Below are 24,290 nucleotides of genomic sequence, written 5' to 3'. Positions count from 1 at the left end.
CAATAAAAGTGAACACCGGCATGCTCAAGACTTCTCTTCGGGCGCTCAGCGCCTGCACCTGCGTTTTATCCTTTGGCCAGGCGTGTGCCAGCGGTTTTGTCGATGACAGCCACGCCGATCTGACGATGCGCAACTTTTACTTCGATCGTAACTACGTGAACGCAACCCCTCAGGCCGCCGCCCGCGAGTGGGCCCAGGGTTTCATTCTCAACGTGCGCTCTGGTTTTACGGAAGGGCCTGTGGGGTTCGGCCTCGACGCCCAAGGCTTGCTGGGTGTGCGCCTGGATTCTTCACGCGCTCGCACCGGCACCGGCCTGCTGCCGTACAGCGCCACCACCCGTGAGCCGGCCGATGAATACTCGGAGTTGGGCCTGACAGCCAAAGTCAGGGCATCGAAAAGCGAGCTGCAACTGGGCACCATCAGCACGTTTCTGCCGATTGCTTTCGCCAGCCCTACCCGCCTGCTGCCACAGACCTTTCGCGGCGCGTACCTCAAGTCCCAGGAAATCGACAACCTGACCCTGCACGTTGGCTGGCTGGATCGCATCAACCTGCGCGACTCCACCGACTACCAGAAAATGTCGGTCGGTTCTCCTAACGGACGCTTCAATGGCGCCGCCGAGTCGGACCGTTTTTCTTTCGTAGGCGGCGACTACGCCTGGTCGCCGCAACTGACGCTGAAGTACTACCACGCAGAACTCGCAGACCTGTACCGCAAGGACTTCTACGGCTTTGTCGACAACCGCCCTCTCGGCCCCGGCAGCCTGAAAAGCGATTTCCGTCTGTTCGTCACCGGCGAGGATGGCGCGGCCAAGGCCGGCGCGGTGGACAACCGCAATGCGGCACTGATGCTGACGTATGCCGTGGGCGCCCACAAATTCGGTGCCGGCTACATGCAACTGACCGGCAAGACAGCCATGCCCTACCTGTTCGGCACCGAACCGTTGGTGATCACCGAAGGCACGCTGAGCTCTGAGTTTCTCAACCCCAAAGAGCGCAGTTGGCAGGTACGCTATGACTACAATTTTGCAGGCCTTGGCGTGCCGGGACTCAATGGCATGCTGCGCTACGTGAGTGGCGACAATATCGAACTGGCCAAGCTGGGAGGCTCCAACCTGACCGAGAGCGAAAAGGACATCGAGGTGTCCTACGTGCTGCAGAGCGGCCAACTGAAAGGCTTGGCACTGCGCGTGCGCAATGCCTGGTACCGCAACGACTTCAGCGCCCAGGCCAGTCATCGGGATGACAATGAGCTGCGAGTTAACGTCGATTACACGTGGAAGTTATGGTGACACTCCTTCCAGACCTTGCGCATCAGCTCCTTCAGCATCAACGCCTCGGCCCAGCGATCGGTGATGTCACTTCCGTCGGCCCCCGTAATTGCATACGGCGGTGGGCCGAGTTCACAGGTGAAGGACAGACTCGCGGGTGTGTTTGGTCGGGCCAGCCAATCTTCGATCCCATAGCGCCACCAGCCCAGGAAACGCTCCAGCCAGGGTCGATGCTGGGCGAAACTCAAAGGCACCTGCACCTGTTCGCCGTTGGCGACACGACCATGAAAACCCCAACTGTGACGCAGGATGGTATGGATCTGTTCGTCGTCCTCGGCAACGGCCGGCTCTGGCAGTTCGCGGCCCACGACATAGTGGGACAAGTCGGCCAACAGTTTGAGATCGGGCATTTCAGCAAGAATGTCGAGGGTGAATAACAGGTCGCTGGTGAGGCGATAGCGGTGGGTTTCCAGCAGGATCGGAAAGTCCACCTGTTCGGCCAGACGCTGCCAGCCTTCGATCAGTTTGATCGCTTGCGTCAGCGTGCGCGGCCTCACATCGGCTTGCAGCGTGAGGTGGTGGCAGCCGTAACAGGAGGCGACATCAATCGCCGCCGCCAGATCATCCACGGTGCGGGGGAACAGCTGACCTTCAATTTGCAGGCCCTGCGCCTTGGCGGCGCTACTCAGGCGTGCTGCATGTTGCGCGACCCAGAAATGGTCGGTGATTCCGTCGAAGCCGGCGGCGGCGATTTTCTCCAGCTGCGCTTCCAGGGGAAGGTCGCATTGGCCGTGCTGATCCTGCATGGCCCACAGGGACTGAAATACCAGAAATTCACGCATGTCAGCTCCTGAGCAGTTGTTTGAGTGGCACACCGGCATCCGCCAACGCGTCCGTCGAGAGGGGGTTATGGTTGGCGATCAGCCGTTCGCACAGCTTGATGTCCTTGGCGACGCTATTGCCCTGGCCCCAACCGCAAGCACCTTGCAGACGGTGCTCGGCATCGAGGTAGAACAACAGGAAACCGCCCTCCGGGGTTGCCCGGCTCGCCGTGGGTTCTGTGTTTGAGATCACGCCGACGATCTGCAGCCCCCAGTCGTACTGATCAGACCAAAAACCGGGAATGACCTCGAAGGGCTGCTCGCCGCCCAATAGATTCAGGGCAGCGTGATGGCCCTGAGTCTCGGCGTTGCGCCAGGTTTCCTGACGCTGGAAAACGCCTTGCGGGTGCAACTGAAATTCACAGACATCGCCCGCCGCAAAGATGTCAGGCGCGCTGGTGCGTAACTGAGCATTGACACGGATGCCCTGCCCGACCTCGATCCCCGCCGCCGCGGCCAATTCAGTGTTGGGTTGCATGCCGATACCCACCACCACCAGGTCGCAGGGCAGAAGCTCGCCGTCGATCAGTTGCACCGCCTCGACGCAAGCGTTGCCTTGCACCGCCTGAATGACCACATTCAAGCGGACATCCACGCCTTGGCTGCGATGCAGTTCCAGCAGGACGCTGGACAATCGCTCCGGCAGGACGCGACCCGCCAGACGCGGTCCGGCTTCGAGCAAGGTCACCGAGCAACCCAAGGCGCGGGCAGTCGCGGCGACTTCGAGGCCGATGAAGCCGCCGCCGATGATCACCAACCGAGCACCGGGCTGCAACGAAGCGCGCAGCGCCAGCGCTTCGTCATGGGTCCGCAGATAAAGCACGTTGCCCAGATGCTCGGGCACAGAGGCCAGTCGCCGCGAGCGCCCTCCCGTCGCGAGCAACAGACGCGCATAGACCAGCCAGCTACCGTCGGCCAACTGCAGACGATGCTGCTGCGGGTCCAGGCTTTTCACCGGATTGCCAGCCAGGTGTTCGATGTCCAGTTCGGCGAGCCGAGCGCTGTCGCACAAGCTGTAGCCCGCCAGATCTACCGTGCCCTGCAACAACCCCTTGGACAGCGGCGGACGCTCATACGGAGGGTGGGACTCGTCGCCGATCAGTATCAGGCGACCGCTATAACCTTCAGCACGCAGGGTCAGCGCGGCGCGGCCACCCGCATGCCCGGCGCCGACGATGACCAGTGGAGCATTGGCAGAATTCATGGCACAGACTCCCTGCATTAAACCGTGATGGCGAGCAGGACACGCCCCGCCTCGACCCGCACCTGATAGGTCTTGAGGTTGACGCACACCGGTGCGCCAAGGGCTTTGCCGGAGCGGTAGTCGAAGCGACCGTTGTGCTTGGGGCACTCGATGACATGCTCCATCACCAAGCCATCGGCCAAGTGGATGGATTCGTGGGTGCACAGGCCCGCGGTGGCGAAGAACTCGTCGTCGGCGGAGCGGTAGACGGCATAGGTGTGCTGGCCATGGTCGAAACGAATGACGTCTTCTTCATTAATCTCGCCCACGGCACATACATCGATCCATTGGTCGGTCATGGTGTTTTCTCTTGTTAGGGGTACAGCCAGGAAGGTGTCAGGCCGGCGTTACTTCAGCTTCCGCCCGAGCGGTTGCGGCAGGCTCTGCGCGTTGGGGCAAAGGGCGACGGATGAAATAAGTCGGGTCTTTGCGCTGCTTCCAGATGGTCGGGAGGATTTCTTTGAAGGCCTCGAACAGGCTGGTGTACGGCGGCGGGCAGTCGTGGCGGATTTCTTCATGAAGTTGCGCCAACGCGTGAAACGGCACCATCGGATACATGTGGTGCTCAAGGTGATAGTTCATGTTCAGGTAGATGAAGCGCATCACCGGGCCCATGTAAATCGTGCGGCAGTTGCTGCGGTGATCGAGTACGTCTTCAGCCAGGCCGACATGCTGCGTCAGGCCGAACAGGTAGGACAGCCAGCCACCGTACAGCGTCGGCAGACCGATAAACATCAGCGGCAACCAGCTTTGCATATACAGTGCAGCGCCCACGACAAGCCCATAAATCACCAGCCAGACGCGCGCGTCCCTCACCACTTTGGGCCACTCGGATTCCGGGATGAACGTCTGCTCTTCTTCATCCATCCGCCCGACTGCATGCCGGCAGACTGACCCCATCGTCTTCAACGCGTAGGGCATTCTGAACAGGCTCAGCACCATGTTTATCAGGCTCGGCGGACGCGGCTCGACGATTTCCGGATCGCGGCCGACGATGATGGTGTCGGTGTGGTGCCGCGCATGGCTCCAGCGCCAGACCTGGGGTTCGAACATGAACATGAAGCTCGACAACTGGTAGACCGCATCATTCATCCAGCGGGTTTTGAACGCCGTACCGTGACCCGCTTCGTGCCAACGGGCATTGGACGCCGTGCCGTAAAGCAGCCCATAGACGAAGAAGAACGGAACGCAGGCCCAGGAGCCCCAGAACCAGTAACCGCCGAAGCCGGTGACGACCATCGATAGCAACCATATCGCGGTATCACGCAAGGCCGGGCCGTCGCGGCGCTGCATCAGTTCCTTCATGCGTTTACGAGAAATGGGCGATTGGTACCAGTTGGCCGACACCAAGCCTTTTTGCGCCGCTTCGGCGGCTTCGGGACCGATCAATCGATAATCCCGAGGCACGGGTTTACCGCGGTTTTCATAGGCTGCGTTTTGTTCAGGCATTTTATTGTTCTCCGCAAGCTTGATGGTTTTAGGCACTTGCTTCGACGCGGGATCACATCGTTGGAGAAAAGATAGAGAGCCCAAAGATTACCCTCAAGCCCTTGAATACATTCCCTATCAAGCTATCATCCAGGCCCAGCAAGGCTTGATAGTTTTCTATCAAGGCGCTTTCGGGACCCGCCATGAACAACACTAAACGCCCCACCATCGCCACGGTCGCCGAGCACGCTCGCTTGAGTGTCGCCACCGTCGACCGGGTACTCAATGCCAGAGCACCGGTCAACCCGGCCACTGCCGAGCAGGTATTCCAGGCCGCCGAAGCCGTCGGTTATTTCGCCGCTCGGCTGATCGGGCAGCGGATCCGCGAACGTCGTCCCAGCTATCGTTTCGGCATCCTCTTGCTCGGTACCGCCCAGGCGTTCTATTCCAATGTTGCCGCCGCAATCACCGAGGCGGCGCAGCGTCAGACCGGCGCCAACCTGAGCTGTCAGTTTGAGTACGTATTCGATCGCACACCAAACGCCATCGTTGCTCAGATTGAACAACTGGCGGTGCAGTGCGATGGCCTGGCGGTGGTCAGCTTCGCTCACCCGATGATCAATGCCGCCATCGCCCAGATCAGAGAGGCCGGCGTGCCGGTGATTGCCCTGCTGTCCGACATCGATGAGGCCGCGAATGAGCCTTACGTCGGCCAGGATAATCTTGAGGTCGGGCGCACCATGGGCTGGCTGATAGCTCACACCTGTGGTGCGCGCAAAGGCAGCGTCGGGGTCCTGCTCGGCGGCCACCGTTTTCTTGGCCATCAGGCTCGGGTCGAAGGGCTACGCAGTTACCTGGCGGAGCGTGCACCCGGGTTGCGGCTGCTTGAAGCGGTGATCAACCTGGACAACTGCGACATCACCGAAGAAGCGACGCTGGAACTGTTGGCACGGCATGACGATTTGCGGGGTTTGTGCGTGGTCGGCGGTGGCGGCGACGGCATCATCAGTGCCCTTTCGCAGTTACCGAAGCGGCCGTCGCTGTGCTGCATTCTGCAGGAATCGACCGAGCTGTCGCGCCAGGCTTTGTCGCAGGGCTTGATCAGTTTGGTCATCGATTCCCAGCCGCGATTGCTGGCGGCGGCGCTGGTCGATTTGCTGGTGGAATTGCAGACCGCGCCGGACTTTGATCCGGCCCGGCATCGGGTCCATATTCCGTTGCAGATCGTCACCTCGGAGAACACTCGAGGCTGAACTCACCCCATCAAAGGTTAACGCTGTTCACTTAAGCAATTTCAGCCGCGACACATTCTTTGTAGCAGCTGGCGAAGCCTGCGTTCGGCTGCGAAGCAGTCGTAAAATCAGCAATTGCGGTGCGTCAGGTACACCACGGCAGCCCGACTCACGACTGCTTCGCAGCCGAACGCAGGCTTCGCCAGCTGCTACAGATCGCATTACGGCTTAACTGAACAGCATTACTTATCAGAGGTTGGCTCCCACACGAAAAGCATCGGCACTCAGCCCGAACCGATTCATCTTGTTGTACAGCCCACCCCGAGAAACATTCAGCTGTTTAGCGGCCAGGCGAATGTTGCCCCGGGTATCCTTCAGGGCCGCAATGATCGCATTCATTTCATGGGCGCCAAGGTCCAGGGCGGCCCGGGGTTCGGGCGCATTTCCCGGCGCCGACGGCCGTTGCCTTTGCTTGATTTCAAGCGGTAGATCAGCCGGCTGGATCAGTTCGGTAACGGCCAGGTTGGTAGCCCGTTCAATGGTGTTTTCCAACTCGCGAACATTACCCGGCCAGTGGTAGGCCGACAGGATATCCAGCGCCTCTGGCGAGATGCCCTGCACCGATTTGCGCAGCGAGCGGGCGCAACGGCTGAGAAAATGGCGCGCTAGTAACGGCACATCTTCGTGGCGCATCCTCAGCGGCGGAACCGTCAGGTTCAGTACGTTGAGTCGGTAGTAAAGATCCTCGCGGAAGGCTCCTTCGGCCACCGCCTGACTCAGGTTGCGGTGAGTAGCAGCGATGATGCGCACGTTCACCTGCTGCGACTTTTTCGCCCCCACGCGCGTCACCTCGCCTTCTTGCAAAACGCGCAGCAGGCTGACCTGGGCATCAAACGACATGTCACCGATTTCATCGAGAAAGATTGTTCCGCCATCGGCCAGTTCGAACTTCCCGGCAGAGCCTCCGCGCGCCGATCCGGTGAAGGCGCCCTCGACATGACCAAACAGTTCGCTCTGCACCAGATCGCGCGGAATGGCCCCGCAATTGACGGCCACAAAAGGACCGCTGCAACGGTCACTGGCGTTGTGGATCGCCTGAGCAAACAGCTCCTTGCCGGTGCCGCTTTCACCCAGGATCAGCGTGGTCGAATCACTGCGGCTGGCAATACGCCCCAGGTGCAACGCGTCGTGTATGGCGCGCGAACTGCCCTGAATGGTTTCGAAGGTGTAGCTGGCTTGGGTGCCGATGATCCGCCGGGTAATTTCCCGGATGCGGCGGTTCTCGCGCAACGAGACAATGCGTCCACCCTGCTCCAGTGAACACACGGACACCAGGCACGCCAGTTGACTGCGATCATGCAGCTCAAACGTGAAATCCAGATCTCGCAGCCCTTCCCCGCCGCGCAGCAGAATCTCATCGGTCAGTTCGCTCTGGCCCAGGCGCTGGAACGGGCTGCCCAGCAGATCCCGGCCCACGCGGAACAACTGGCGGGCATACCGGTTGAGCGCCTTGATGCAGCCCCGTTCATCCAGCACCACCAGCCCCTCGTTGAGCACTTCAAGCACGGTTTGTTGTTCTTCCAGCAATGCTTGCAGCGCCATCTGCCGCGAGACCGCTTCGGCCGCTGCCTGCACGGTGCCCAGCGTATGGAAATGAAACCAGCCCGGCTCTGCGGTCAGGGTCAGCATGGCCAGTGTCCGGCCCTGCGCATCCCTGATCGGCGCGGCGGCACAATGCATGCGCCGCCGACGCAGGCCGATCCCGAAGTTTTCCTCGGCCAGCACATACACCAAGCGGTCTTCGGCAAGCGCCAGCCCCGTGCAGTTGGTGCCCTGCACTGATTCCAGCAGTCGGCTGCCCACAGGCGTGAGATCGAGGCCACAGAAATACAACGTCGTCCCTTCGGCATCGGTCAGATTGATATGGCCTCTGGGGTTGTAAGCCAGCAACCCTCGCATGACCTCCGCCGCGGCCGTGATCAACACACGATTGGCCGCCAGCGTTGCGGCCAGCACCTCGGGGGCGACAAATCGGTACTGACCATCATCAGGATCGAGACCAGCACTGACGCTGCGCAACCAGGAGTCCCAAATCACCTGCCTGACCCCGACATGTCGATCGGTGCGACCGTTCAGACACGCCAGCCAGGCCTGCTCCAGCTCAGCGATCGGTCCTTCATTTAACGACGCCGGACCGAGCGCCGTAATGTAATCGAGGTCTTGCACGCTGAAGGCCATTGGCTGTGAGATCACCGTTCGCTCCTATGTTCATATTTTCGACATGTCAGTATAGACATGTCATCGGAATGAACACTTATTTTAAAGTGCTTTGAATACTCCCTTAAATATCAATGACTTAAATATTGGCACAGCCCTTGCTCCCTGCTTTGTACCAGCGAGGACATTCCTGCTGTCGAGTCATTGAACAACAATAAAAGGGAGTCATTTCATGAGTACGTCCAAGATCATCCGCCTGGGTCTCATCGGTGCTGGCCGCATGGGCAGCTTTCACGGCCTGACTGCCGCGCGGCACATTCCCGGCGCCTGCCTGGCTGCCATCGCCGACCCGACACCCGGCCAGGCCGCCCGCCTCGCGGACGAGTTAGGTGTGCAGCGGGTCTATACCGATCCACAGCAATTGCTCGATGACCCGGAAATCGACGGTGTCTTGATCGCCGCCCCGGCCCGCAGCCACGCCGAACTGGTGATCAGCGCAGCCCGCGCCGGCAAAGGGGTGTTTTGTGAAAAACCCATGGCCATTACCCTCGACGAAGCCGACCGTGCCATCGCCGCCGCTGCCGACGCACGGGTGACGCTGCAAGTAGGCTTCAACCGCCGCTTTGCCAAAAGCTTCCGAACGGCTCACCTGGACGTGGTCGCCGGCCGTATCGGAACGCCGCAACTGCTGCGCTCGCTCACGCGCGACCCTGCGCTGAACAATCCGGCCGCCTCGCCGCAGTGGGTGATTTTCCTAGAAACCCTGATTCATGATTTCGATACCCTGCGCTACCTGAATCCCGGCACCGAAGCGGTTGAGGTTTTTGTCATGGCCGATGCCCTGATTGCACCGGACTACAAGAGCAAAGGGTTTCTGGATACTGCCGTGGTCACCATCCGCTTCGACAACGGCGCCATCGCAACAGCCGAGGCCAACTTCCAGGCGGTCTATGGCTACGATGTTCGGGGAGAAGTGTTCGGCAGCGCCGGCATGCTGACCATGGGCAGCGTCAATGAGTCTGACCTGGTCCGTTATCTGGCCAATGGAATCCAGGCCGACACCCAGCGTCTGGACACCGACCTGCTGCGTGATGCGTATGTGGCCGAGCTCAACCACTTTGTCGACTGCCTGCGCACCGGCGAAAAACCACTCGCCAGCGGCGAAGATGCCCGGGCTGCACTGGCCATTTCCCGCGCATGCATCGAGTCGTTCCAGCAGGGCAAACCTGTGCGAGTACAAGGAGCCCGCTCATGAGTTTCATACCGTTCAAACTGGCGATCAGTGCCGAGATGGTCTTTCTCGACCTGCCGTTCACCGAACGCGTCAAACGGATTCACGCGCTGGGCTTCAGCGCCGAACTCTGGGACTGGACGCAGAAAGACATTCCAGCCCTTGTCGCCACCGGCGCTGATTTCACCTCGATGACGGGTTACATCTCGGGCAACCTGACCGATCCCGACGACATCCAGCACCTGCTCGACAGCGCACGCGAATCGCTGGCCGTCGCCGCCCAATTGAATTGCCCGAGCCTCAACCTGCATGGCACTGGCCTGGGCGACAAAGGCTTGCCGGTCAAACCCGTGGCCCTCACCACGGGACGCATGTGGTTGAGCGCTTGCAAGACCCTGGAAAAAATCGCCCGCCTGGGCGAAGACGCAGGCCGGGTATTCTTGTTGGAAAACCTCAATACCGAGGTGGACCACCCCGGCACCCCTTTCGCTCGCGCCGACGATACCCTGGCGTTGATCGAGGCCGTGGGCAGCCCGCATTTGAAGATGAACCTGGACCTTTACCATGCGCAGATCGGCGAAGGAAACCTGATCGAACTGATCCAGCGCGCCGGCAGCGCCATCGGGGAAATCCAGGTCGCCGATGTCCCCGGCCGCATGGAACCGGGCACCGGTGAAATCCATTATCCGGCCATTGCCAAAGCGTTGTTTGGCATGGGATACACCGGGGTCGTCGGGCTCGAGGGCTGGGCCAGCGGTGACAGCGAAGCGGCACTGGAACGCTTTCGACAGGCCTTCACGCTGGATTGAGCCTTAAGCAATTTCAGCTGCAACGCACTCTTTGTAGCAGCTGTCGAGCCTGCGAGGCTGCGTTCGGCTGCGCAGCAGTCGTGAATCCGGCTGATACGGTCTGCCTGACGCACCGCGGCTTCTGGTTTGACGACTGCTTCGCAGCCGAACGCAGCCTCGCAAGCTCGACAGCTGCTACAGATCGCATTGCGGCTTAACTGACTGGTCTTGATGAATGTCGACTCATAACAACAAAAGGAAAACCATCATGCGTCGTTGCACACTGCTTTTTGCCACGCTGTTATTACTCGTCAGCCAATGGGCCGCCGCCGACTATCGCATCGGCGTCAGCATTGCCAGGGTCGACGACAACTTCATGACCTACGTGCGCAGCGGTCTCGAAGAGGCCGCCAAAAAGGAGAACGTCCAGATCCAGTTCGAGGACGCCCAGGGCGATGTGGTTCGCCAGCTCAATCAGGTCGAGGGTTTTCTCAGCCAGAAAGTGGATGCCGTCATTGTCTTGCCGGTGGACACCGCCGCCACCGCCAACATGACTCGCGCCACCGTCGAGGCGAAGACACCGCTGGTCTACGTCAACCGCCACCCGGATGAGCGCGTCCTGCCCAAAGGCGTGGTCACGGTGGCGTCCAATGACATTGAGGCCGGGCAACTGCAGATGCGCTACCTGGCGGACAAATTGGGGGGCAAAGGCAACATCGCGATCATCATGGGCGACCTGGCGCAAAACTCCACGCACGACCGCACCGAAGGTGTGAAACAGGTGCTCAAGGACTATCCCGAGATCAAGGTCGTCGAACAACAAAGTGCCGAGTGGCAGCGCAACAAAGGGATGGACCTGACCAGCAATTGGTTGCTGGCAGGTACCAGTTTTGATGCCATCGTTGCCAACAATGACGAGATGGCCATCGGCGCCGCCATGGCATTGCAGCAAGCCGGCAAAGCCAAGGGCGAGATTGCGATTGTCGGTATCGACGGGCTGCCTGACGGCCTGGCGGCCATCAAGCGCGGGATGCTCGTCGCCTCGGTATTTCAAGACCCCAAAGCGCAAGCGACGAGTGCGCTGCAAGCAGCCATCAAAATGATCAAAGGGGAGCCGGTCGAGGCGGATGTCTGGGTGCCCTTCCAGCTGATCATGCCGGAGCAAGTGGCCGTGTTTGAGCAACGCTACAAATAACGTCAAACAGTCGAATGGCCTGCGGACGGGAAGTCAGCAGGCCAATCGCGTCACCGTTTACAGATCGGTGATTTCCTTATGACGTGGCACCAGCGCCTTCATCACGCTCCACGCCACCAGATAGGCCAGCGCACAGATGGCAAACATGATCATGTAGCCGGTATGGATATCGCCGATCAGTTTGTAATGGTCGATCACCCACCCGCCGGTCTTGGTCATCACTACCCCGCCCAAGCCGCCGGCCAAACCGCCAATGCCAACCACCGAAGCGATGGATTTTTGCGGGAACATGTCAGACACGGTGGTGAAGATGTTGCACGACCACGCCTGATGCGCCGATGCGCCCACGCCGATCAGCAGTACCGGCACCCAGAAACTGATGTAGCCGAATGGCTGCGCCAGCAACACCAGCAGCGGGAAGAAAGCGATCACCAGCATGGCTTTCATACGACCGTCATACGGCGCATCGCCGCGTGACATGAAATAGCTCGGGAACCAGCCGCCGCCGATGCTGCCCACCATGGTCATGCTGTACAACACGGCCAGCGGCAACACGATGGCCTGGCCCTTCATGCCGTATTGCGCCGACAGATAGGTCGGAAGCCAGAACAGGAAGAACCACCACACGCCGTCGGTCATGAATTTGCCGAAGGCAAAGGCCCAGGTCTGGCGGTAGGTCAGCAGCTTGAACCACGATACTTTTTTAGCGGCGGCACCCGAGTCTGTGGCGGTGAGCGCTTGCGCGCCCTGATCGCTGCGGATGTAGGCCAGCTCTTGCACCGACAGACGCTTTTGCTGCTCCGGTTTTTCGTACAGTGCAATCCACACCGCCACCCAAACGAAGCCCAACGCACCGATCACGATGAACGCCGCTTCCCAGCCCCAAAGGCCGGCGATCAGCGGCACGCTGATCGGTGCGAGGATCGCGCCCACATTGGCGCCGGAGTTGAAGATACCGGTGGCGAAGGAGCGTTCCTTCTTCGGGAAGTATTCGGCGGTGGCCTTGATCGCGATCGGGAAGTTACCCGCTTCGCCGATCGCCAGCACGGCGCGCGCTAGCATGAAACCTGCGATCGAAACCGGGATGACGGCAAGGCCCAAGGCGCTGCTGATGCCTGCAATACCCTCGCCCATCGGCTCCGCAAAGGCGTGCATGATCGCGCCGGTCGACCAGATGCAGATCGCTACCACATAGGCCTTCTTGGTGCCGATCTTGTCAACAAAGCGCCCGGCGAACAGCATGGAAATCGCGTACACAAACTGAAAGACAGAGGCGATGTTCGCGTAATCGGTGTTACTCCAGCCAAATTGCGTCGACAGATCCGGCGCCAACAGACTCAGTACCTGGCGGTCCAGGTAATTGACGGTGGTGGCAAAAAACAACAGCGCGCAAATCGTCCAGCGGTACTTGCCGACGGCCTGGCCGATTCGTTGCGGATTGATGGGCTCGTTCAGATTCATGGCATCACTTTATTGTTGGATTATGGTGATGATCTCTCGGTTTCAAGCGAGATCAATTGTGTCGTAGAGCACCGCCAAAACGCGATGGGTCCACGCCACTGTATTGCGGGCTCGAAAATGGGTACTCCATGCTCAGCGGCTGGAGTTGGACATTTGGCAAGAGCTAACAGGCGTTTGGTGGGACAGTCGTATGCGACAGGCCTGACCGTGGGGATGGGCAAGCAGTCGAGGTCGAACCATATGCAGCGGCAATCAGGGAGGCGCGCAGGCGGGTTGAATTCATGATGGGGCCGACACTCTTTTTTATTTTTAGGGTTTAACAGCCGATAATCGTCTGTCGTCGTACAACCGTGTCTTTTATATCGAGATCAATACCGGGCTGTCAATCTGAAAAATTGCCGTTCGTCTCGACATGGGTTGCCCATTAAAAGTGCAACTTCGTACAGATGCCGCTGGTTGTGGGCCCGTAAGGTTTTTGTTTTTCGGGGGGTGATCGCAAGATCTGGGTGTTTTGATACCAGGCAAAGTCGTACGACAACGACATCCAGAACGATGACTGGCCGAAACCAGACCGTATCCACTCAGCACCCATTGCTGCACCTGTTACAACAATGAACTGCAATTACCCTTACTAGTGCTTCACTGGCAACTCAATAGACTCTCAGGACGACCAACGCATCGGGAGTTCCAAATGGTAAGCACCGTCACAATTCAGGAAACTGGCGGGCCTCAGGTTTTGCGGTTCGAAACAACCACTGCGCAATCACCGGGTGCCGGAGAAGTCTGGCTGGAGCAAGCGGCCATTGGGCTCAACCCTCTGGACGTGAGCCAACGCTCCGGAGCTGCCCCTGTTCCCCTGCCCTCCGGACTCGGCCTGGAAGGCGCCGGACAGGTGACGGCGATTGGGCCAGGCGTCACCGAAGTCGCCGTGGGGGACAGGGTCGCGTACGCCACTGGCCCGATGGGTGCCTATGCAAGCGGTCGCCTCTATCCGGCCAATCGACTGGTGAAGATTCCCGATGACCTCGGTTTCGACGAAGCGGCGGCCCTGCTCTTCAAGGGCATCACCGCGCACTACCTGCTCAAGACGACCTTCCCCGTTGGCCCAGGCGTGAGAGTGCTTTTGTATGGAGCGGCGGGTGCGCTGGGGCAAATCATGGTGCCTTGGGCCAAACACCTTGGCGCCTTCGTGATAGGCGTGGTCTCGAAACAGGACAGTGTCGAGCGGGCCAAGGCCGCCGGTTGTGATGAAGTGCTGGTGTTCGACGCAGCGACACTGGCCGCCCAGGTTGCGGAAGTCACCCACGGGCAAAAGGTTGACGTCGTGTATGACCCCATCGGGCGGGTTTCTTTCGAAGCCTCCCTCGACAGCCTTCGCCCGCGTGGCTTGATGGTGTCTTTCGGCATGGCCTCGGGAATCCCGCCGGCTGTCGAGATCAGCACCCTCAATGCCAAGGGCTCTCTGTTCCTGACCCGACCGTCTCTCGCCGCGCATACGGCCACCGCGCACGAGTATCAGCTGCGCGCACAGGAGGTGTTGCAAGCGGTAGCCGCCGGTATCATTCAACCTCGAATCTGGCGTCGCTACCCATTGGCTGACGTAGCACGGGCGCACGCCGATATGGAAAGTGGACTGTCGCAAGGTGCAATTGTCCTGACACCCTGAGTAGAAGCCGGGACGAAGCCTGTGTCCCGAGCCCTTGTTTCCTTGTATTTGCGAGGTTTGCCGTTGCATGGATCTGTTCGATAGCCGACAGGCAGATGAACTCGCCACACTCTTGGCGCTCTCCGAACACGGCTCTTTTGCCGCCGCCGGAAGAATGCTGCAACGGCACCCGTCGGTGCTGTCCAAACGGCTCAGCGCGATGGAACTTCGTCTCGGAATACGTCTGGTCGAGCGAACGACAAGGCAACTGCGCTTTACCGACGAGGGACAGCGTCTGGTCTCGCAGCTTGGTCATGCCGTCAGTTTAATTTCCCAAGCGGAGCAAGAGGCAGCCCAAGGCGCGGCACAGGTCAGGGGCCGGTTGCGACTCGCCCTGCCCGCCGCGATGGGGCGATTATGGCTCAGCGCGGTGGTGTCGGAGTTCGCCCTGGTTTACCCCGAGGTGTCGCTAGAGGTTGAATACTCAGAGCGATTCGTCGACATCGTCGCGGAGGGTTTCGATGCCGCGATCCGCATTGGTGAGCTATCAGACAATCGACTGGTTGCCAGGAAGTTGTGCGATCACCGCCGAATCCTCTGTGCTGCACCCGCCTACCTGCAACGCCGGGGCGAACCGAAGACGCCGGCAGACCTCGCTGAGCACAATTGTCTGGGCTTCACCGGACTGCATTCGTACCCGGAATGGAAGCTGACACGCGACGGCGATCAGCAGAGCATCAGGGTGCGCAGCGCCATGGTCAGTAACGACAATGAAGCGCTGCTGTCCGCCGCCCGCATGGGGCTGGGCATTCTTGCCGGCGGTGAGTGGCTCATGACGAGGGACATCGATAGCGGTCATCTCGTCAGAGTGCTTCCCGACTGGCAGCTGGATGCAGACGCGGGTGTCTATCTGGTGCGCCCGTCAGCCAAGTACAACACGGCAACGACGACGGCGTTCAAACACTGGATCGAGGCAGCGTTTGCGCGAGGTGCGCCATGGCAGTTGCCCCGACCGTAGCGCTTGAAACCTAACCCTGTCGGCGAGGCCGCGTCAGGGTTTCGCACGCCCGTTCGTGTTGAGCGCCACGGCGGCGAGAATGAGCGCCTTTAATGCTTTCTCATCAAGCGTGTCGCCCTCGTGCAAATCAATGGCACGTCGGGTGTTGCCTTCGAGGCTGGCGTTGAAGAGACCTGAAGGGTCGTCCAGCGAGGCGCCCTTGGCAAAAGTCAGTTTCACGACCTGCTTGTAGGTCTCACCGGTGCAGATGATTCCGGCGTGCGACCACACTGGAACCCCCCGCCACTTCCATTCCTCGACCACGTCGGGGTCGGCCTGCTGGATGAGCGTTCGGACCCGAGCGAGCGTCTCGCCCCGCCAATCTCCCAGCTCCTTGATTCTCGCGTCTATCAGCTGAGAGGCCGAATCTGCGCCCTCTTCTTCCTTTGCACCGACCTGCTCGTTCTTCATGGTGATTGTCGCCTTCTTCATGAGGGTGTCCAAACCCGGGCTTTACAGCGTTTTTTGACTGTTGCCGAGGGTCTTGGCCTTCTCGATCCCCCAGTCAAAGGCAGCCTCCATGTCCAGCAGATGCGGTTTTGGATCATGGTCCTCAAAAATGGCCGTGCCGTCCGGCCGGTATACACCGATGAACATCCCCAGTGAGCCGTCCTTCAATATCTCGGCTTTGACCTCGATCTTGCATCCGTTCGACAGCGTTTCCTTGTGGTGCATATGGCGTTCAGTCATGGCTGCATTTCTCCCGTCGTTGAAGTCCGAGTAGCGCATTTACCCATTGGCCATGTTAGCTCAGTGCGGCCCACTAAAAGGCCTGCCAGGACAGCGGCGTAATGCCACCTATACTAGAAGCCACCGCCCCCTCGGGGTCTGCACTCCCAACAATAAAAAGCAGAGGTGGAACATGGTCTGGCAGCAAATCTACGATCCGTTCGGCAACCCGATACTTTCAACCCTCATGGCAGCAGTGCCGGTCGTGGTGATGCTGGCAGCCCTGGCGTTTTTCCATGTCAAGGCGCATCTGGCCGCATTGATGGCCCTCGCGTCTGCGCTGGCGATCGCGATCTTCGCCTTCGGCATGCCGGCGAACATGGCCGGCTCGGCCGCACTGTACGGCGCCGCCAACGGCTTGCTGCCCATTGGCTGGATTGTGCTCAACATCATCTTCCTGCATCGGCTGACCACCGAGAACGGCTCGTTCAAAGTGCTGCAGGATTCCCTGGCGCGCATCACTGACGATCGACGCCTGCAATTGCTGCTGATTGCCTTCTGCTTTGGTGCGTTTTTCGAAGGGGCCGCAGGCTTCGGTACGCCGGTGGCGGTGACCGGGGCGATTCTGATCGGACTGGGCTTCTCGCCACTGGCCGCGTCTGGCCTGGCGTTGATCGCCAACACCGCACCCGTGGCGTTCGGTGCGCTGGGTACGCCGATCATCACCCTGGCCAAGGTGACCGGGCTGGATGAAATGGAACTGTCGATGATGGTCGGCCGGCAATTGCCGTTCTTCTCGGTGATCGTGCCGTTCTGGTTGATCTGGGCCTTCGCCGGTTGGCGCAAGATGCTGGAAATCTGGCCGGCGATTCTGGTGGCCGGGGTCACTTTCGCCGTGCCGCAGTTCCTGGTGTCCAACTACCACGGACCGATGCTGGTGGACGTGATCGCCGCACTGATTTCCATGGCCTGTCTGACCGGTTTCCTCAGGGTCTGGAAACCGGCCACCGTACATACCTCCGCCGCACTGTCCGGGCGCGTCGACAACTCAAAAATTGCCGAAGAGCATGACGAAAAACCCGTCGCCAGCGCGACCTTTGCCAGCGATGCCAAGCCTGCGGTGATGCGCGCCTGGATGCCGTGGATCATCCTCACGGTGTTCGTGTTTGCCTGGGGCACCCAGGGTTTCAAAAACATGTTCGATACCCGCCCGGCGATTGATCCGGCCACCAACTCGGCCAAGCTCGACCTTCAGGGCAAACCGATGCGCGAAGCGAACCCGATCTTCGCCCCGGTCGTGACCTTCACCACGATTCACCAGCAGATCGAGAAGGTCCCGCCCGTGGTGCCCGCGCCTAAAACCGAGGACGCGGTCTACAAGTTCACCTGGCTCACCAGCACCGGTAGCGGCATCCTGCTGGCGGCGATCCTCGGTGGACTGCTGATGGGTTACTCCATTCCGCAACTGATCCACCAGTACCTGCGAACGATCTGGGTCGTGCGTTACTCGCTGATCACCATCGTCGCGATGCTCGCCCTGGGCTTCCTCACCCGCTATTCAGGACTGGACGCCACCATGGGCCTGGCCTTCGCCGCGACGGGCATCTTCTACCCCATGTTCGGCACCCTGCTCGGCTGGCTCGGCGTGGCGTTGACCGGCTCGGATACGGCGTCCAACGTGCTGTTCGGCGGCTTGCAACGGGTGACCGCCGAGCAGTTGGGAATCAGCCCGGTGTTGATGGCTGCCGCCAACAGTTCCGGCGGGGTCATGGGCAAGATGGTCGACGCGCAGTCCATCGTGGTGGCCTCCACCGCCACGCGCTGGTACGGGCATGAAGGGGAAATCCTGCGTTATGTGTTCTTCCACTCGATCATCCTGGCCATTCTGGTCGGTGGTTTGGTGACGTTGCAGGCGTATGTGGCGCCGTTCAGTCATATGGTTGTTGGCGGGCATTGATTGACTAGCCCGCCATTCTCAAGTCTTGGTCCCTGGTGCATCGTAGGGATCAAGGCTTGGGATTCTTGACCCAACGCATGACCACAAAGCACGCGATCAGGATCATCGGCGCGATGGACAGCATGCCCATGTAACTGGTGCCGGAGACATCGTTGATCTTGCCCACCATCACCGGAGCGACCATGCCGCTGAGCTGGCCGATGGAGTTGATGGCTGCGGTTCCACTGGCAATCGCCAGCCCTGAGAAAGTCGATTGCGGAATCGTCCAGAAGATTGGAATCGCGATGAACGTGCCCGCCGTCGCCAGGACCAGTGCCGCCATCATGGCCCAGGACGAATCAGAAAACAGGCAGGCCAGCAAGTACCCCACGGCCGCCAGAAACAGGCACATCACCAGGTATTTCTTGCGCTCACCGGTGCGGTCCGAGAGTCGTGTCAGCCAGATCATGCCGATGCACGCAACGATATAAGGCAGGGATGAGAGCATGCCGACCCAAAAAACGCTTTGCACGCCGGACGACTTGATCAAGTGCGGCATCCAGAAATTAAGGCCATAGGAAGCGGTCTTGATCACGAAGTAGATGAACGCCATGATCGCGACTTCCCGCGTCAGCAACACTCGCCACAGCGACCCCAGTATCGGCTTTTGCCTGGCTTTGTCATGCGCCAGATTGGCGGCAAGCAGGTCTTTCTCTCCCCTGGTCAGCCACTTGGCCGACTCGATGTCACGATCGAGTTTCCATAACACCAGCACACCCAGCACCACACACGGTAAACCCGACATCAGGAACAGCCAGTGCCAACCCGCGAGGCCAAGCACGCCATCCATCGTGCCCAACAAGATCCCGGCAGCCGGCCCGCCCAGCGCTCCAGCCAGAGGGACCGACAGGAACCAGAGGCCATTCATCTTCGCCAGGTGCTTTTTCGGGAACCAGCACGCCAGGTAGAACAGAATTGCCGGGCCAAAACCGGCTTCCATAACCCCAATCAGAAAACGCAAAAAGTAGAGCGTGTATTGGGTGTAGGCAAACATCATTGCGGCGGTGGCCAGCCCCCACGACACCATGATCCGGCAGATCCAGGCCGGGGCGCCGTAGCGTTTGAGGCCCAGGCTGCTGGGCACTTCGAACAGCACGTAGCCGATGAAGAACATGCTCGCGGCCAGTCCATATGCTGCATCAGTCAAGCCCAGTTCATGCTGCATCTGGGTCTTGGCGAAGCTGATGTTGATCCGGTCAAAATAAGAGAACAGAAAGCAGATAATGGCCAACGGCATGATGCGCCAAGCCACGCGCCGATAGAGCAGCAGCTCATTGATCGTTTCTTCATTGCGCGCCAGTGCAATTTCGCCAGTCATGGCAACCATGATGTTTCTCCATTGTTGTAATTATTGGAGAGAGGCAACGTCCTTCAGGACCTTGCTCAACGGGTTTAGCTGATTCGAATCAGTTTGTCCTTGTAAACCTGGCCCTTGGCGACATAGTCCTGGGCGCTACGCTGCAGGCCGGCGATGGCTTCAGACGTCAACTCTCGCACCACTTTGGCGGGTGCTCCCAGAATCAGCGAGTTGTCCGGGAACACCTTGCCTTCAGTGACAATCGCGCCGGCACCGACCAGGCAGTTCTTGCCGATGACCGCGCCATTGAGCACCACCGCCTGAATCCCGATCAGCGCCCCATCACCGATGGTGCAGCCATGCAACATGGCCTGGTGGCCGATGGTGACGCCATTGCCCACCGTCAGCGCAAATCCGGGGTCGGCATGCAAGACCGCACCTTCCTGTACGTTGCTGTTCTGACCGATTCGAATTGGCTCGTTGTCACCGCGCAGAACCGCCTGGGGCCAGACACTGACACCCTGCTCCAGCGTGACATTTCCAATGACGGTGGCGTCTTCGGCGACGAAGGTTTCGGCGTGGATGACGGGAATCAGCGTGTCGTATTGATAGATAGCCATGGCAGCGCCTCCTCAGGCCTGAGCGTCGGTTTTAAGCACACCGGCCGCACACAGTTCGGCAATGTGCTCGTCGCTGTAACCGAGTTCACGCATGACCTTGTGCGTATGCTCGCCGATGCGCGGAATCGATTGGCGCGGTTGCAGTCGTTCGCCATCCAGGGACAACGGCAGCAATGGCATGGCGGTGAACGATCCGTCTTCAAGCTCGAGATTCGCCAGGCCACCGCTTTGCAGCAGATGAGGATCGTCGAACAACTCCTCAGGACGACGGATCGGCGCAAAGGGAATGCTGTGGGCCTCCAACTCCAGAGCCAGCGCCTGAGCATCCATCGTGGCAAAGACTTCGGCCAGGTGAGCCAGCAACCGGGGGCGCTGCAACACGCGATCGTTGTTGGTGGCGAGGGTCTGGTCGTCGAGCAACGCGGTCTGACCGAGCAACTGACACAAGGCATTCCACTGCCCTTCGCCGGTGGCCGCCACGAACATCTGCTCACCGTTGGCGAACTCGAACACGTCGTAGATCGCCCAGGCGCTGATGCGGTTTGGCATTGGCGCGGCCGCCTGCCCGGTCACGGCGTACTGCTGCATGTGTTGGGCCGCGAGCAATACGCAATTTTCGTAAAGCGCGCTTTGCACCTCACGGCCGACACCGGTGGCGTGGCGATCATTGAGCGCGGCAAGCACGCCGATAGCACCGAACATCCCACCCATGATGTCGTTCACGGAGCTGCCGGCCCGCAACGGTCTGCCGACGGGGCCGGTCATGTAGGCCAGGCCCGCCATCATCTGCACCACTTCATCCAGGGCCAGGCGATTGTCATACGGACCGTTGAGAAAGCCTTTGTGCGAGGCATAAATAATGCGCGGGTTACGCTCACGCATCGCGGCGTAACCGAAGCCGAGTTCCTGCATGCGCCCGGGTTTGAAGTTCTCGATGAACACGTCGGCGGTGTCGATCAGCTCCAGCACGGCGTCGCGCCCTTGCGGGGTGTTGACGTCAATGGCGATGCACTGCTTGTTGCGGTTGAAGGTGCGAAAGAATCCGGCCCCGGCCCCCAGCAGACGACGCGTACCGTCGCCGCGGGTCGGTTCAATCTTGATGACTTCGGCACCGAGGTCGCCGAGGATCATCCCGCAGGTCGGGCCCATCACCATGTGAGAAATTTCGACGACACGAATGCCGTCCAATGGAAGTCTGGACATGAATGTTTTCCTCGATCGGACAGCTCAAGCGCGGCTGGCGGGTGGCGTGTAATTGAGTGGCAGACCGGCACGGGCAATGCAGCCGTAAAGGGTTTCGTCCGGCAACGCGGCATGCAGCACGTCCCGTGATTCGATCAGTGCGGCCAGATCGATGCCGGTGTCGTAACCCATGCTGTGCAGCATGAACACCAGGTCTTCCGTCACGGTGTTGCCGGACGCGCCCGGTGCGAACGGGCAACCGCCCAGCCCGGCGAGGGACGAATCAAGTTCGGTGATGCCTTGCTGCACGGCCACCAGGCTGTTGGCCAGCGCCAGACCGCGGGTGTCATGGAAATGCGCGGCCCCGAGTTTGTCACCGGCGATGGCTCGAACCGCCTGCAACGTGGTCGCCACCTGGCCGGGATTGGCGTATCCGGTGGTGTCGCCGAGCGAGACCAGATCGCAACCGGCCTCAAGCACGTGTCGGGTCAATTCGCACAAGTCGCTCAACGGCACATCGCCCTGGCGGGTGCAGCCGAAGGCCACCGACATTCCGGCAATCAGTTGAACGTTGTGCAAGCCCAGCTCGGTGCGCAACTGGCACATCCGCGCCAGCTCTTCGACCATTTCCAGCGGCGTACGCCGAACATTGGCCAGGCTATGGGCAGCGCTGACGGAAACCGGCGCAATGATCCGGTGGGCGCCGGACTCAAGCGCGTCCCGACAGCCGCGCAGATTCGGCGCGAGTACAGAGACAATCAGATCGGGGTAACTCAAGGCGTGGGCCACGACTTCCTTGGCGTCGGCCATTTGCGGCAGCAGTTTGGCAGGCACAAAGGACGCGACTTCCATATGGCGTACGCCAGCCGCGTAGGCGGCATCAATCCAGTGGCGTTTGGCAGCAGTGGGCATGATGGCTTGCAGGCTCTGCAATCCATCGCGCATGCCGACTTCGTTGATCGTTATTGTTGTCATGAAGTTCTCTCACAGGCTGAAGCACAGGCTCAGACTAGAGAGACACCGACGCAGCGAAAAGACGTCATTCACGGCTTGATCCATCGTCAACCGCGATGGATGGATTCAGGTCATGGTTTGTCGTGGCGGTGCCCGTAACAGCAGGTGATCCAGCAGCCGACGGGCTGAAAGCGACAGCGCATCACGATCCCGCACGCAGATCACAAACTCGCCCAGCGCCCAATCATCGGTCAGGGGGATGATGCGCAAGTCGAACAGTTGCCTGTAGCGCGCCACGGCTTCCAGCGGGAACACCGCCAGTCCCAGCCCGAACTGCACCAACCGGAACGCGGCGTCGAATGACGATACATAGGAGCGGAAACGCAGCTCCCGGCCGTGCTTTTCCGCATCTTCGCGCATGAAGGTATTGAGCGTGGCGAAGGCCGACAATCCCAGATGATCAAAATCCAGCGTCTCTTCGAACGCAAGGCTGGTGCGATCGGCCAAGGGGTGATCCGAACTCACCACAACGGCCAGATGGTCCTGGCGGTAAGGCAGAAACTCCAGATCGCCCACAGCCATCGAACGCCTGCAAATGCCCAGGTCGGCATTACCTTCGGCCACCCCACGAACCACATCGGGGCTGAAACGCTCTTCGATATCGACTTGGATTCTCGGGTTGGCCAACATGAAATCGGACAGTTCTTCCGGCAAAAACTCCATGATCGAGGACACGTTCGCTAATACCCGGACATGCCCGCGAGCACCCTCCGCGTATTCGCTGAGTTCACTGTCGAGCCGTTCCATCGCTCGCGTCAGCGACCGGGCATGCCGCAGCAAAGCCTGCCCCGCCGGCGTCGGTTCAACCCCGCGTTTGCTGCGTTTGAGCAGCGGCGTACCGAAGCGCAGCTCAATGTCGGAGATTCGTTTGCTGACCGCCGATGGCGCAATGAATGCCCGCTCGCTGGCCCGTGCGATGGTGCCTTCGTCGCAGACCAGAATGAACAGGTGCAAGGAGAAGTGATCCAGATGCGGCATTACGCCCACCCCTCAAGTCGCAGCGTGGCCCTGACCAAACGTTGTTCCTCGCTTTCAATTTCCTTGAGGTTTTCGCAGATGCTCTGAATGTGCGCGATGGCCGCCTTGCGTGCCTGTTCCGGCATACGGCCGGTGACGGCGTTGTAGAGCCGCGCATGTTGACGGTCGATCTGACGCTTTTGTGGCTCGCGGTGGTAGAGGTTATTGACCGAGGCAAACACCGTGTTCAGCAGCAAGTCCGTCAGCGAGCGCAAGGTCTGCACCAGCACCGGGTTGTGCGAGGCCTCGCAAATCGCCAGGTGAAACGCATGATCGAGCCGGGCGTGTTCGGACGCCTCCAGCGAACGGGTGTGCGCATTGAGCAACGCCTCGTAGCTGCGGGTGATGAGGACAAAATCGGCGTCGGTTCCGCGCAACGCCGCGAGGCGTGCGGACTCGCCTTCGAGCAGGCTGCGGACCTCGAACAAATCGTAGAGCGTGCGTGGCTGTGAGCTGAACAAGTGCATCAGCGGTGACGCAGCACCGTGGCCCGAAAGATCGGCTACAAATGAACCCTTGCCCTGCTCCGTCTTGATGATCCCGCGAGCACGCAACAGCTTCAGACCCTCGCGAAGTGCCGTGCGGGAAACGCCGAGTTTTTCGGTCAGGCGACGCTCCGACGGCAACAGTTGCCCGGTCTTGAGTACCCCGTCCACGATCAGCCGTTCTATGCGTTCACAGACCACGTCTGCGACTTGTGGATTACGGCTCGTTTCTGCCCTTTCCATCGACTCTCCAACTGGTATGACCAGTCTCACTACCAAAACCACAAATGTTCAAACACAACCATAAGCTTATGTTTTAAAAACGTTTTTTTACACGAATAAAAAACCATCGAATAAAAAA

The 24,290-nt window shown here is 60.0% G+C and carries 22 protein-coding genes; 8 read left to right on the top strand and 14 right to left on the bottom strand.

Annotated features, from left to right (window positions below; all coding sequences use genetic code 11):
• The first annotated feature begins 20 nt into the window (after nucleotides 1–20).
• Nucleotides 21–1,292 carry an OprD family porin gene (locus tag ACA079_RS13085; RefSeq protein ID WP_497703811.1) on the top strand — a complete coding sequence of 424 codons (1,272 nt, stop codon included), beginning with the start codon at nucleotides 21–23 and terminating at the stop codon, nucleotides 1,290–1,292.
• Here ACA079_RS13085 and ACA079_RS13080 read toward each other — a convergent pair.
• Genes ACA079_RS13080 through ACA079_RS13065 form a run of 4 tightly spaced genes read right to left on the bottom strand, consistent with a single transcriptional unit; the run spans nucleotide 1,271 to nucleotide 4,844 of the window.
• Nucleotides 1,271–2,113: a sugar phosphate isomerase/epimerase family protein gene (locus tag ACA079_RS13080; RefSeq protein WP_497703810.1), complete on the bottom strand. Its 843-nt coding sequence runs from the start codon at nucleotides 2,111–2,113 to the stop codon at nucleotides 1,271–1,273. The two genes, ACA079_RS13085 and ACA079_RS13080, sit on opposite strands and share 22 nt — an antisense overlap.
• Before the next feature lies 1 nt (nucleotide 2,114).
• Nucleotides 2,115–3,356: an NAD(P)/FAD-dependent oxidoreductase gene (locus ACA079_RS13075; protein WP_497703809.1), complete on the bottom strand. Its 1,242-nt coding sequence runs from the start codon at nucleotides 3,354–3,356 to the stop codon at nucleotides 2,115–2,117.
• Between the two features lie 17 nt (nucleotides 3,357–3,373).
• A complete protein-coding gene (locus ACA079_RS13070; RefSeq protein ID WP_497703808.1) occupies nucleotides 3,374–3,694 on the bottom strand; it encodes a MocE family 2Fe-2S type ferredoxin in 321 nt (106 codons plus the stop codon).
• A 37-nt stretch (nucleotides 3,695–3,731) separates the two neighbouring features.
• Entirely contained in the window at nucleotides 3,732–4,844 is a 1,113-nt protein-coding gene (locus ACA079_RS13065) for a fatty acid desaturase family protein (RefSeq protein WP_497703807.1), read from the bottom strand.
• Between the two features lie 182 nt (nucleotides 4,845–5,026).
• Here ACA079_RS13065 and ACA079_RS13060 point away from each other — a divergent pair, with 182 nt between their 5' ends.
• Nucleotides 5,027–6,076, top strand: a complete 1,050-nt coding sequence (locus tag ACA079_RS13060) for a substrate-binding domain-containing protein (RefSeq protein WP_497703806.1) — start codon at nucleotides 5,027–5,029, stop codon at nucleotides 6,074–6,076.
• Nucleotides 6,077–6,304: 228 nt separating this feature from the next.
• Here the strand turns inward: ACA079_RS13060 and ACA079_RS13055 are convergent, their stop codons facing one another.
• On the bottom strand, nucleotides 6,305–8,293 hold the full coding sequence (locus ACA079_RS13055; RefSeq protein ID WP_497704321.1) for a sigma-54 interaction domain-containing protein: 1,989 nt from the start codon (nucleotides 8,291–8,293) through the stop codon (nucleotides 6,305–6,307).
• A 211-nt stretch (nucleotides 8,294–8,504) separates the two neighbouring features.
• On the opposite strand from ACA079_RS13055, the gene ACA079_RS13050 reads away from it, so the two are divergent.
• The 3 genes from ACA079_RS13050 (at nucleotide 8,505) to ACA079_RS13040 (ending at nucleotide 11,486) form a co-directional block, all read left to right on the top strand.
• Nucleotides 8,505–9,527 carry a Gfo/Idh/MocA family oxidoreductase gene (locus ACA079_RS13050; RefSeq protein ID WP_497703805.1) on the top strand — a complete coding sequence of 341 codons (1,023 nt, stop codon included), beginning with the start codon at nucleotides 8,505–8,507 and terminating at the stop codon, nucleotides 9,525–9,527.
• Nucleotides 9,524–10,312 (top strand): TIM barrel protein, encoded by a 789-nt coding sequence (locus ACA079_RS13045; protein WP_497703804.1) that lies wholly within the window; start codon nucleotides 9,524–9,526, stop codon nucleotides 10,310–10,312. Before ACA079_RS13050 ends, ACA079_RS13045 begins: the two co-directional genes overlap by 4 nt.
• 247 nt (nucleotides 10,313–10,559) lie before the next feature.
• On the top strand, nucleotides 10,560–11,486 hold the full coding sequence (locus ACA079_RS13040) for a sugar ABC transporter substrate-binding protein (RefSeq protein ID WP_497703803.1): 927 nt from the start codon (nucleotides 10,560–10,562) through the stop codon (nucleotides 11,484–11,486).
• A 57-nt stretch (nucleotides 11,487–11,543) separates the two neighbouring features.
• Here ACA079_RS13040 and ACA079_RS13035 read toward each other — a convergent pair whose 3' ends face one another.
• Nucleotides 11,544–12,947 (bottom strand): MFS transporter, encoded by a 1,404-nt coding sequence (locus ACA079_RS13035; RefSeq protein WP_415768602.1) that lies wholly within the window; start codon nucleotides 12,945–12,947, stop codon nucleotides 11,544–11,546.
• Nucleotides 12,948–13,638: 691 nt separating this feature from the next.
• Here ACA079_RS13035 and ACA079_RS13030 point away from each other — a divergent pair.
• Nucleotides 13,639–14,613 (top strand): quinone oxidoreductase family protein, encoded by a 975-nt coding sequence (locus ACA079_RS13030; protein WP_497703802.1) that lies wholly within the window; start codon nucleotides 13,639–13,641, stop codon nucleotides 14,611–14,613.
• A 67-nt stretch (nucleotides 14,614–14,680) separates the two neighbouring features.
• Complete coding sequence (locus ACA079_RS13025; protein ID WP_497703801.1) at nucleotides 14,681–15,610, top strand: LysR family transcriptional regulator; 930 nt, start codon at nucleotides 14,681–14,683, stop codon at nucleotides 15,608–15,610.
• Between the two features lie 33 nt (nucleotides 15,611–15,643).
• On the opposite strand, the gene ACA079_RS13020 is transcribed toward ACA079_RS13025, so the two are convergent.
• Together ACA079_RS13020 and ACA079_RS13015 are read right to left on the bottom strand one after the other, a co-directional pair.
• Nucleotides 15,644–16,060 carry a DUF1801 domain-containing protein gene (locus ACA079_RS13020; protein WP_497704320.1) on the bottom strand — a complete coding sequence of 139 codons (417 nt, stop codon included), beginning with the start codon at nucleotides 16,058–16,060 and terminating at the stop codon, nucleotides 15,644–15,646.
• Nucleotides 16,061–16,102: 42 nt separating this feature from the next.
• Nucleotides 16,103–16,339: a hypothetical protein gene (locus tag ACA079_RS13015; protein ID WP_008151753.1), complete on the bottom strand. Its 237-nt coding sequence runs from the start codon at nucleotides 16,337–16,339 to the stop codon at nucleotides 16,103–16,105.
• A gap of 172 nt (nucleotides 16,340–16,511) precedes the next feature.
• Between ACA079_RS13015 and ACA079_RS13010 the strand changes: the two genes are divergently transcribed.
• Complete coding sequence (locus ACA079_RS13010) at nucleotides 16,512–18,275, top strand: L-lactate permease (protein ID WP_497703800.1); 1,764 nt, start codon at nucleotides 16,512–16,514, stop codon at nucleotides 18,273–18,275.
• A 49-nt stretch (nucleotides 18,276–18,324) separates the two neighbouring features.
• Here the strand turns inward: ACA079_RS13010 and ACA079_RS13005 are convergent, their stop codons facing one another.
• The 6 genes from ACA079_RS13005 to glcC form a co-directional block, all read right to left on the bottom strand.
• Nucleotides 18,325–19,641, bottom strand: coding sequence for an MFS transporter (locus ACA079_RS13005; RefSeq protein WP_497703799.1), 1,317 nt, complete (start codon nucleotides 19,639–19,641; stop codon nucleotides 18,325–18,327).
• A 65-nt stretch (nucleotides 19,642–19,706) separates the two neighbouring features.
• Nucleotides 19,707–20,231: a gamma carbonic anhydrase family protein gene (locus ACA079_RS13000; RefSeq protein WP_497703798.1), complete on the bottom strand. Its 525-nt coding sequence runs from the start codon at nucleotides 20,229–20,231 to the stop codon at nucleotides 19,707–19,709.
• Between the two features lie 12 nt (nucleotides 20,232–20,243).
• Nucleotides 20,244–21,434 (bottom strand): CaiB/BaiF CoA transferase family protein, encoded by a 1,191-nt coding sequence (locus tag ACA079_RS12995; RefSeq protein ID WP_497703797.1) that lies wholly within the window; start codon nucleotides 21,432–21,434, stop codon nucleotides 20,244–20,246.
• Nucleotides 21,435–21,458: 24 nt separating this feature from the next.
• Nucleotides 21,459–22,388, bottom strand: coding sequence for a hydroxymethylglutaryl-CoA lyase (locus ACA079_RS12990; RefSeq protein WP_462005247.1), 930 nt, complete (start codon nucleotides 22,386–22,388; stop codon nucleotides 21,459–21,461).
• A gap of 105 nt (nucleotides 22,389–22,493) precedes the next feature.
• Nucleotides 22,494–23,405 carry a LysR family transcriptional regulator gene (locus ACA079_RS12985; RefSeq protein ID WP_497703796.1) on the bottom strand — a complete coding sequence of 304 codons (912 nt, stop codon included), beginning with the start codon at nucleotides 23,403–23,405 and terminating at the stop codon, nucleotides 22,494–22,496.
• A complete protein-coding gene (gene glcC / locus ACA079_RS12980) occupies nucleotides 23,405–24,172 on the bottom strand; it encodes a transcriptional regulator GlcC (RefSeq protein WP_497703795.1) in 768 nt (255 codons plus the stop codon). The genes ACA079_RS12985 and glcC overlap by 1 nt, the downstream gene beginning before the upstream one ends.
• Nucleotides 24,173–24,290 lie beyond the last annotated feature (118 nt).

The organism is Pseudomonas sp. LBUM1645, assembly GCF_059716185.1.
This window is presented reverse-complemented; position numbering and strand designations above follow the sequence as displayed.

Coding starts and splice junctions, on each gene's coding strand:
- ACA079_RS13085 (WP_497703811.1), top strand. CDS start 21: ATGCTCAAGACTTCTCTTCGGGCGCTCAGCGCCTGCACCTGCGTTTTA.
- ACA079_RS13080 (WP_497703810.1), bottom strand. CDS start 2,113: ATGCGTGAATTTCTGGTATTTCAGTCCCTGTGGGCCATGCAGGATCAG.
- ACA079_RS13075 (WP_497703809.1), bottom strand. CDS start 3,356: ATGAATTCTGCCAATGCTCCACTGGTCATCGTCGGCGCCGGGCATGCG.
- ACA079_RS13070 (WP_497703808.1), bottom strand. CDS start 3,694: ATGACCGACCAATGGATCGATGTATGTGCCGTGGGCGAGATTAATGAA.
- ACA079_RS13065 (WP_497703807.1), bottom strand. CDS start 4,844: ATGCCTGAACAAAACGCAGCCTATGAAAACCGCGGTAAACCCGTGCCT.
- ACA079_RS13060 (WP_497703806.1), top strand. CDS start 5,027: ATGAACAACACTAAACGCCCCACCATCGCCACGGTCGCCGAGCACGCT.
- ACA079_RS13055 (WP_497704321.1), bottom strand. CDS start 8,293: ATGGCCTTCAGCGTGCAAGACCTCGATTACATTACGGCGCTCGGTCCG.
- ACA079_RS13050 (WP_497703805.1), top strand. CDS start 8,505: ATGAGTACGTCCAAGATCATCCGCCTGGGTCTCATCGGTGCTGGCCGC.
- ACA079_RS13045 (WP_497703804.1), top strand. CDS start 9,524: ATGAGTTTCATACCGTTCAAACTGGCGATCAGTGCCGAGATGGTCTTT.
- ACA079_RS13040 (WP_497703803.1), top strand. CDS start 10,560: ATGCGTCGTTGCACACTGCTTTTTGCCACGCTGTTATTACTCGTCAGC.
- ACA079_RS13035 (WP_415768602.1), bottom strand. CDS start 12,947: ATGAATCTGAACGAGCCCATCAATCCGCAACGAATCGGCCAGGCCGTC.
- ACA079_RS13030 (WP_497703802.1), top strand. CDS start 13,639: ATGGTAAGCACCGTCACAATTCAGGAAACTGGCGGGCCTCAGGTTTTG.
- ACA079_RS13025 (WP_497703801.1), top strand. CDS start 14,681: ATGGATCTGTTCGATAGCCGACAGGCAGATGAACTCGCCACACTCTTG.
- ACA079_RS13020 (WP_497704320.1), bottom strand. CDS start 16,060: ATGAAGAACGAGCAGGTCGGTGCAAAGGAAGAAGAGGGCGCAGATTCG.
- ACA079_RS13015 (WP_008151753.1), bottom strand. CDS start 16,339: ATGACTGAACGCCATATGCACCACAAGGAAACGCTGTCGAACGGATGC.
- ACA079_RS13010 (WP_497703800.1), top strand. CDS start 16,512: ATGGTCTGGCAGCAAATCTACGATCCGTTCGGCAACCCGATACTTTCA.
- ACA079_RS13005 (WP_497703799.1), bottom strand. CDS start 19,641: ATGGTTGCCATGACTGGCGAAATTGCACTGGCGCGCAATGAAGAAACG.
- ACA079_RS13000 (WP_497703798.1), bottom strand. CDS start 20,231: ATGGCTATCTATCAATACGACACGCTGATTCCCGTCATCCACGCCGAA.
- ACA079_RS12995 (WP_497703797.1), bottom strand. CDS start 21,434: ATGTCCAGACTTCCATTGGACGGCATTCGTGTCGTCGAAATTTCTCAC.
- ACA079_RS12990 (WP_462005247.1), bottom strand. CDS start 22,388: ATGACAACAATAACGATCAACGAAGTCGGCATGCGCGATGGATTGCAG.
- ACA079_RS12985 (WP_497703796.1), bottom strand. CDS start 23,405: ATGCCGCATCTGGATCACTTCTCCTTGCACCTGTTCATTCTGGTCTGC.
- glcC (WP_497703795.1), bottom strand. CDS start 24,172: ATGGAAAGGGCAGAAACGAGCCGTAATCCACAAGTCGCAGACGTGGTC.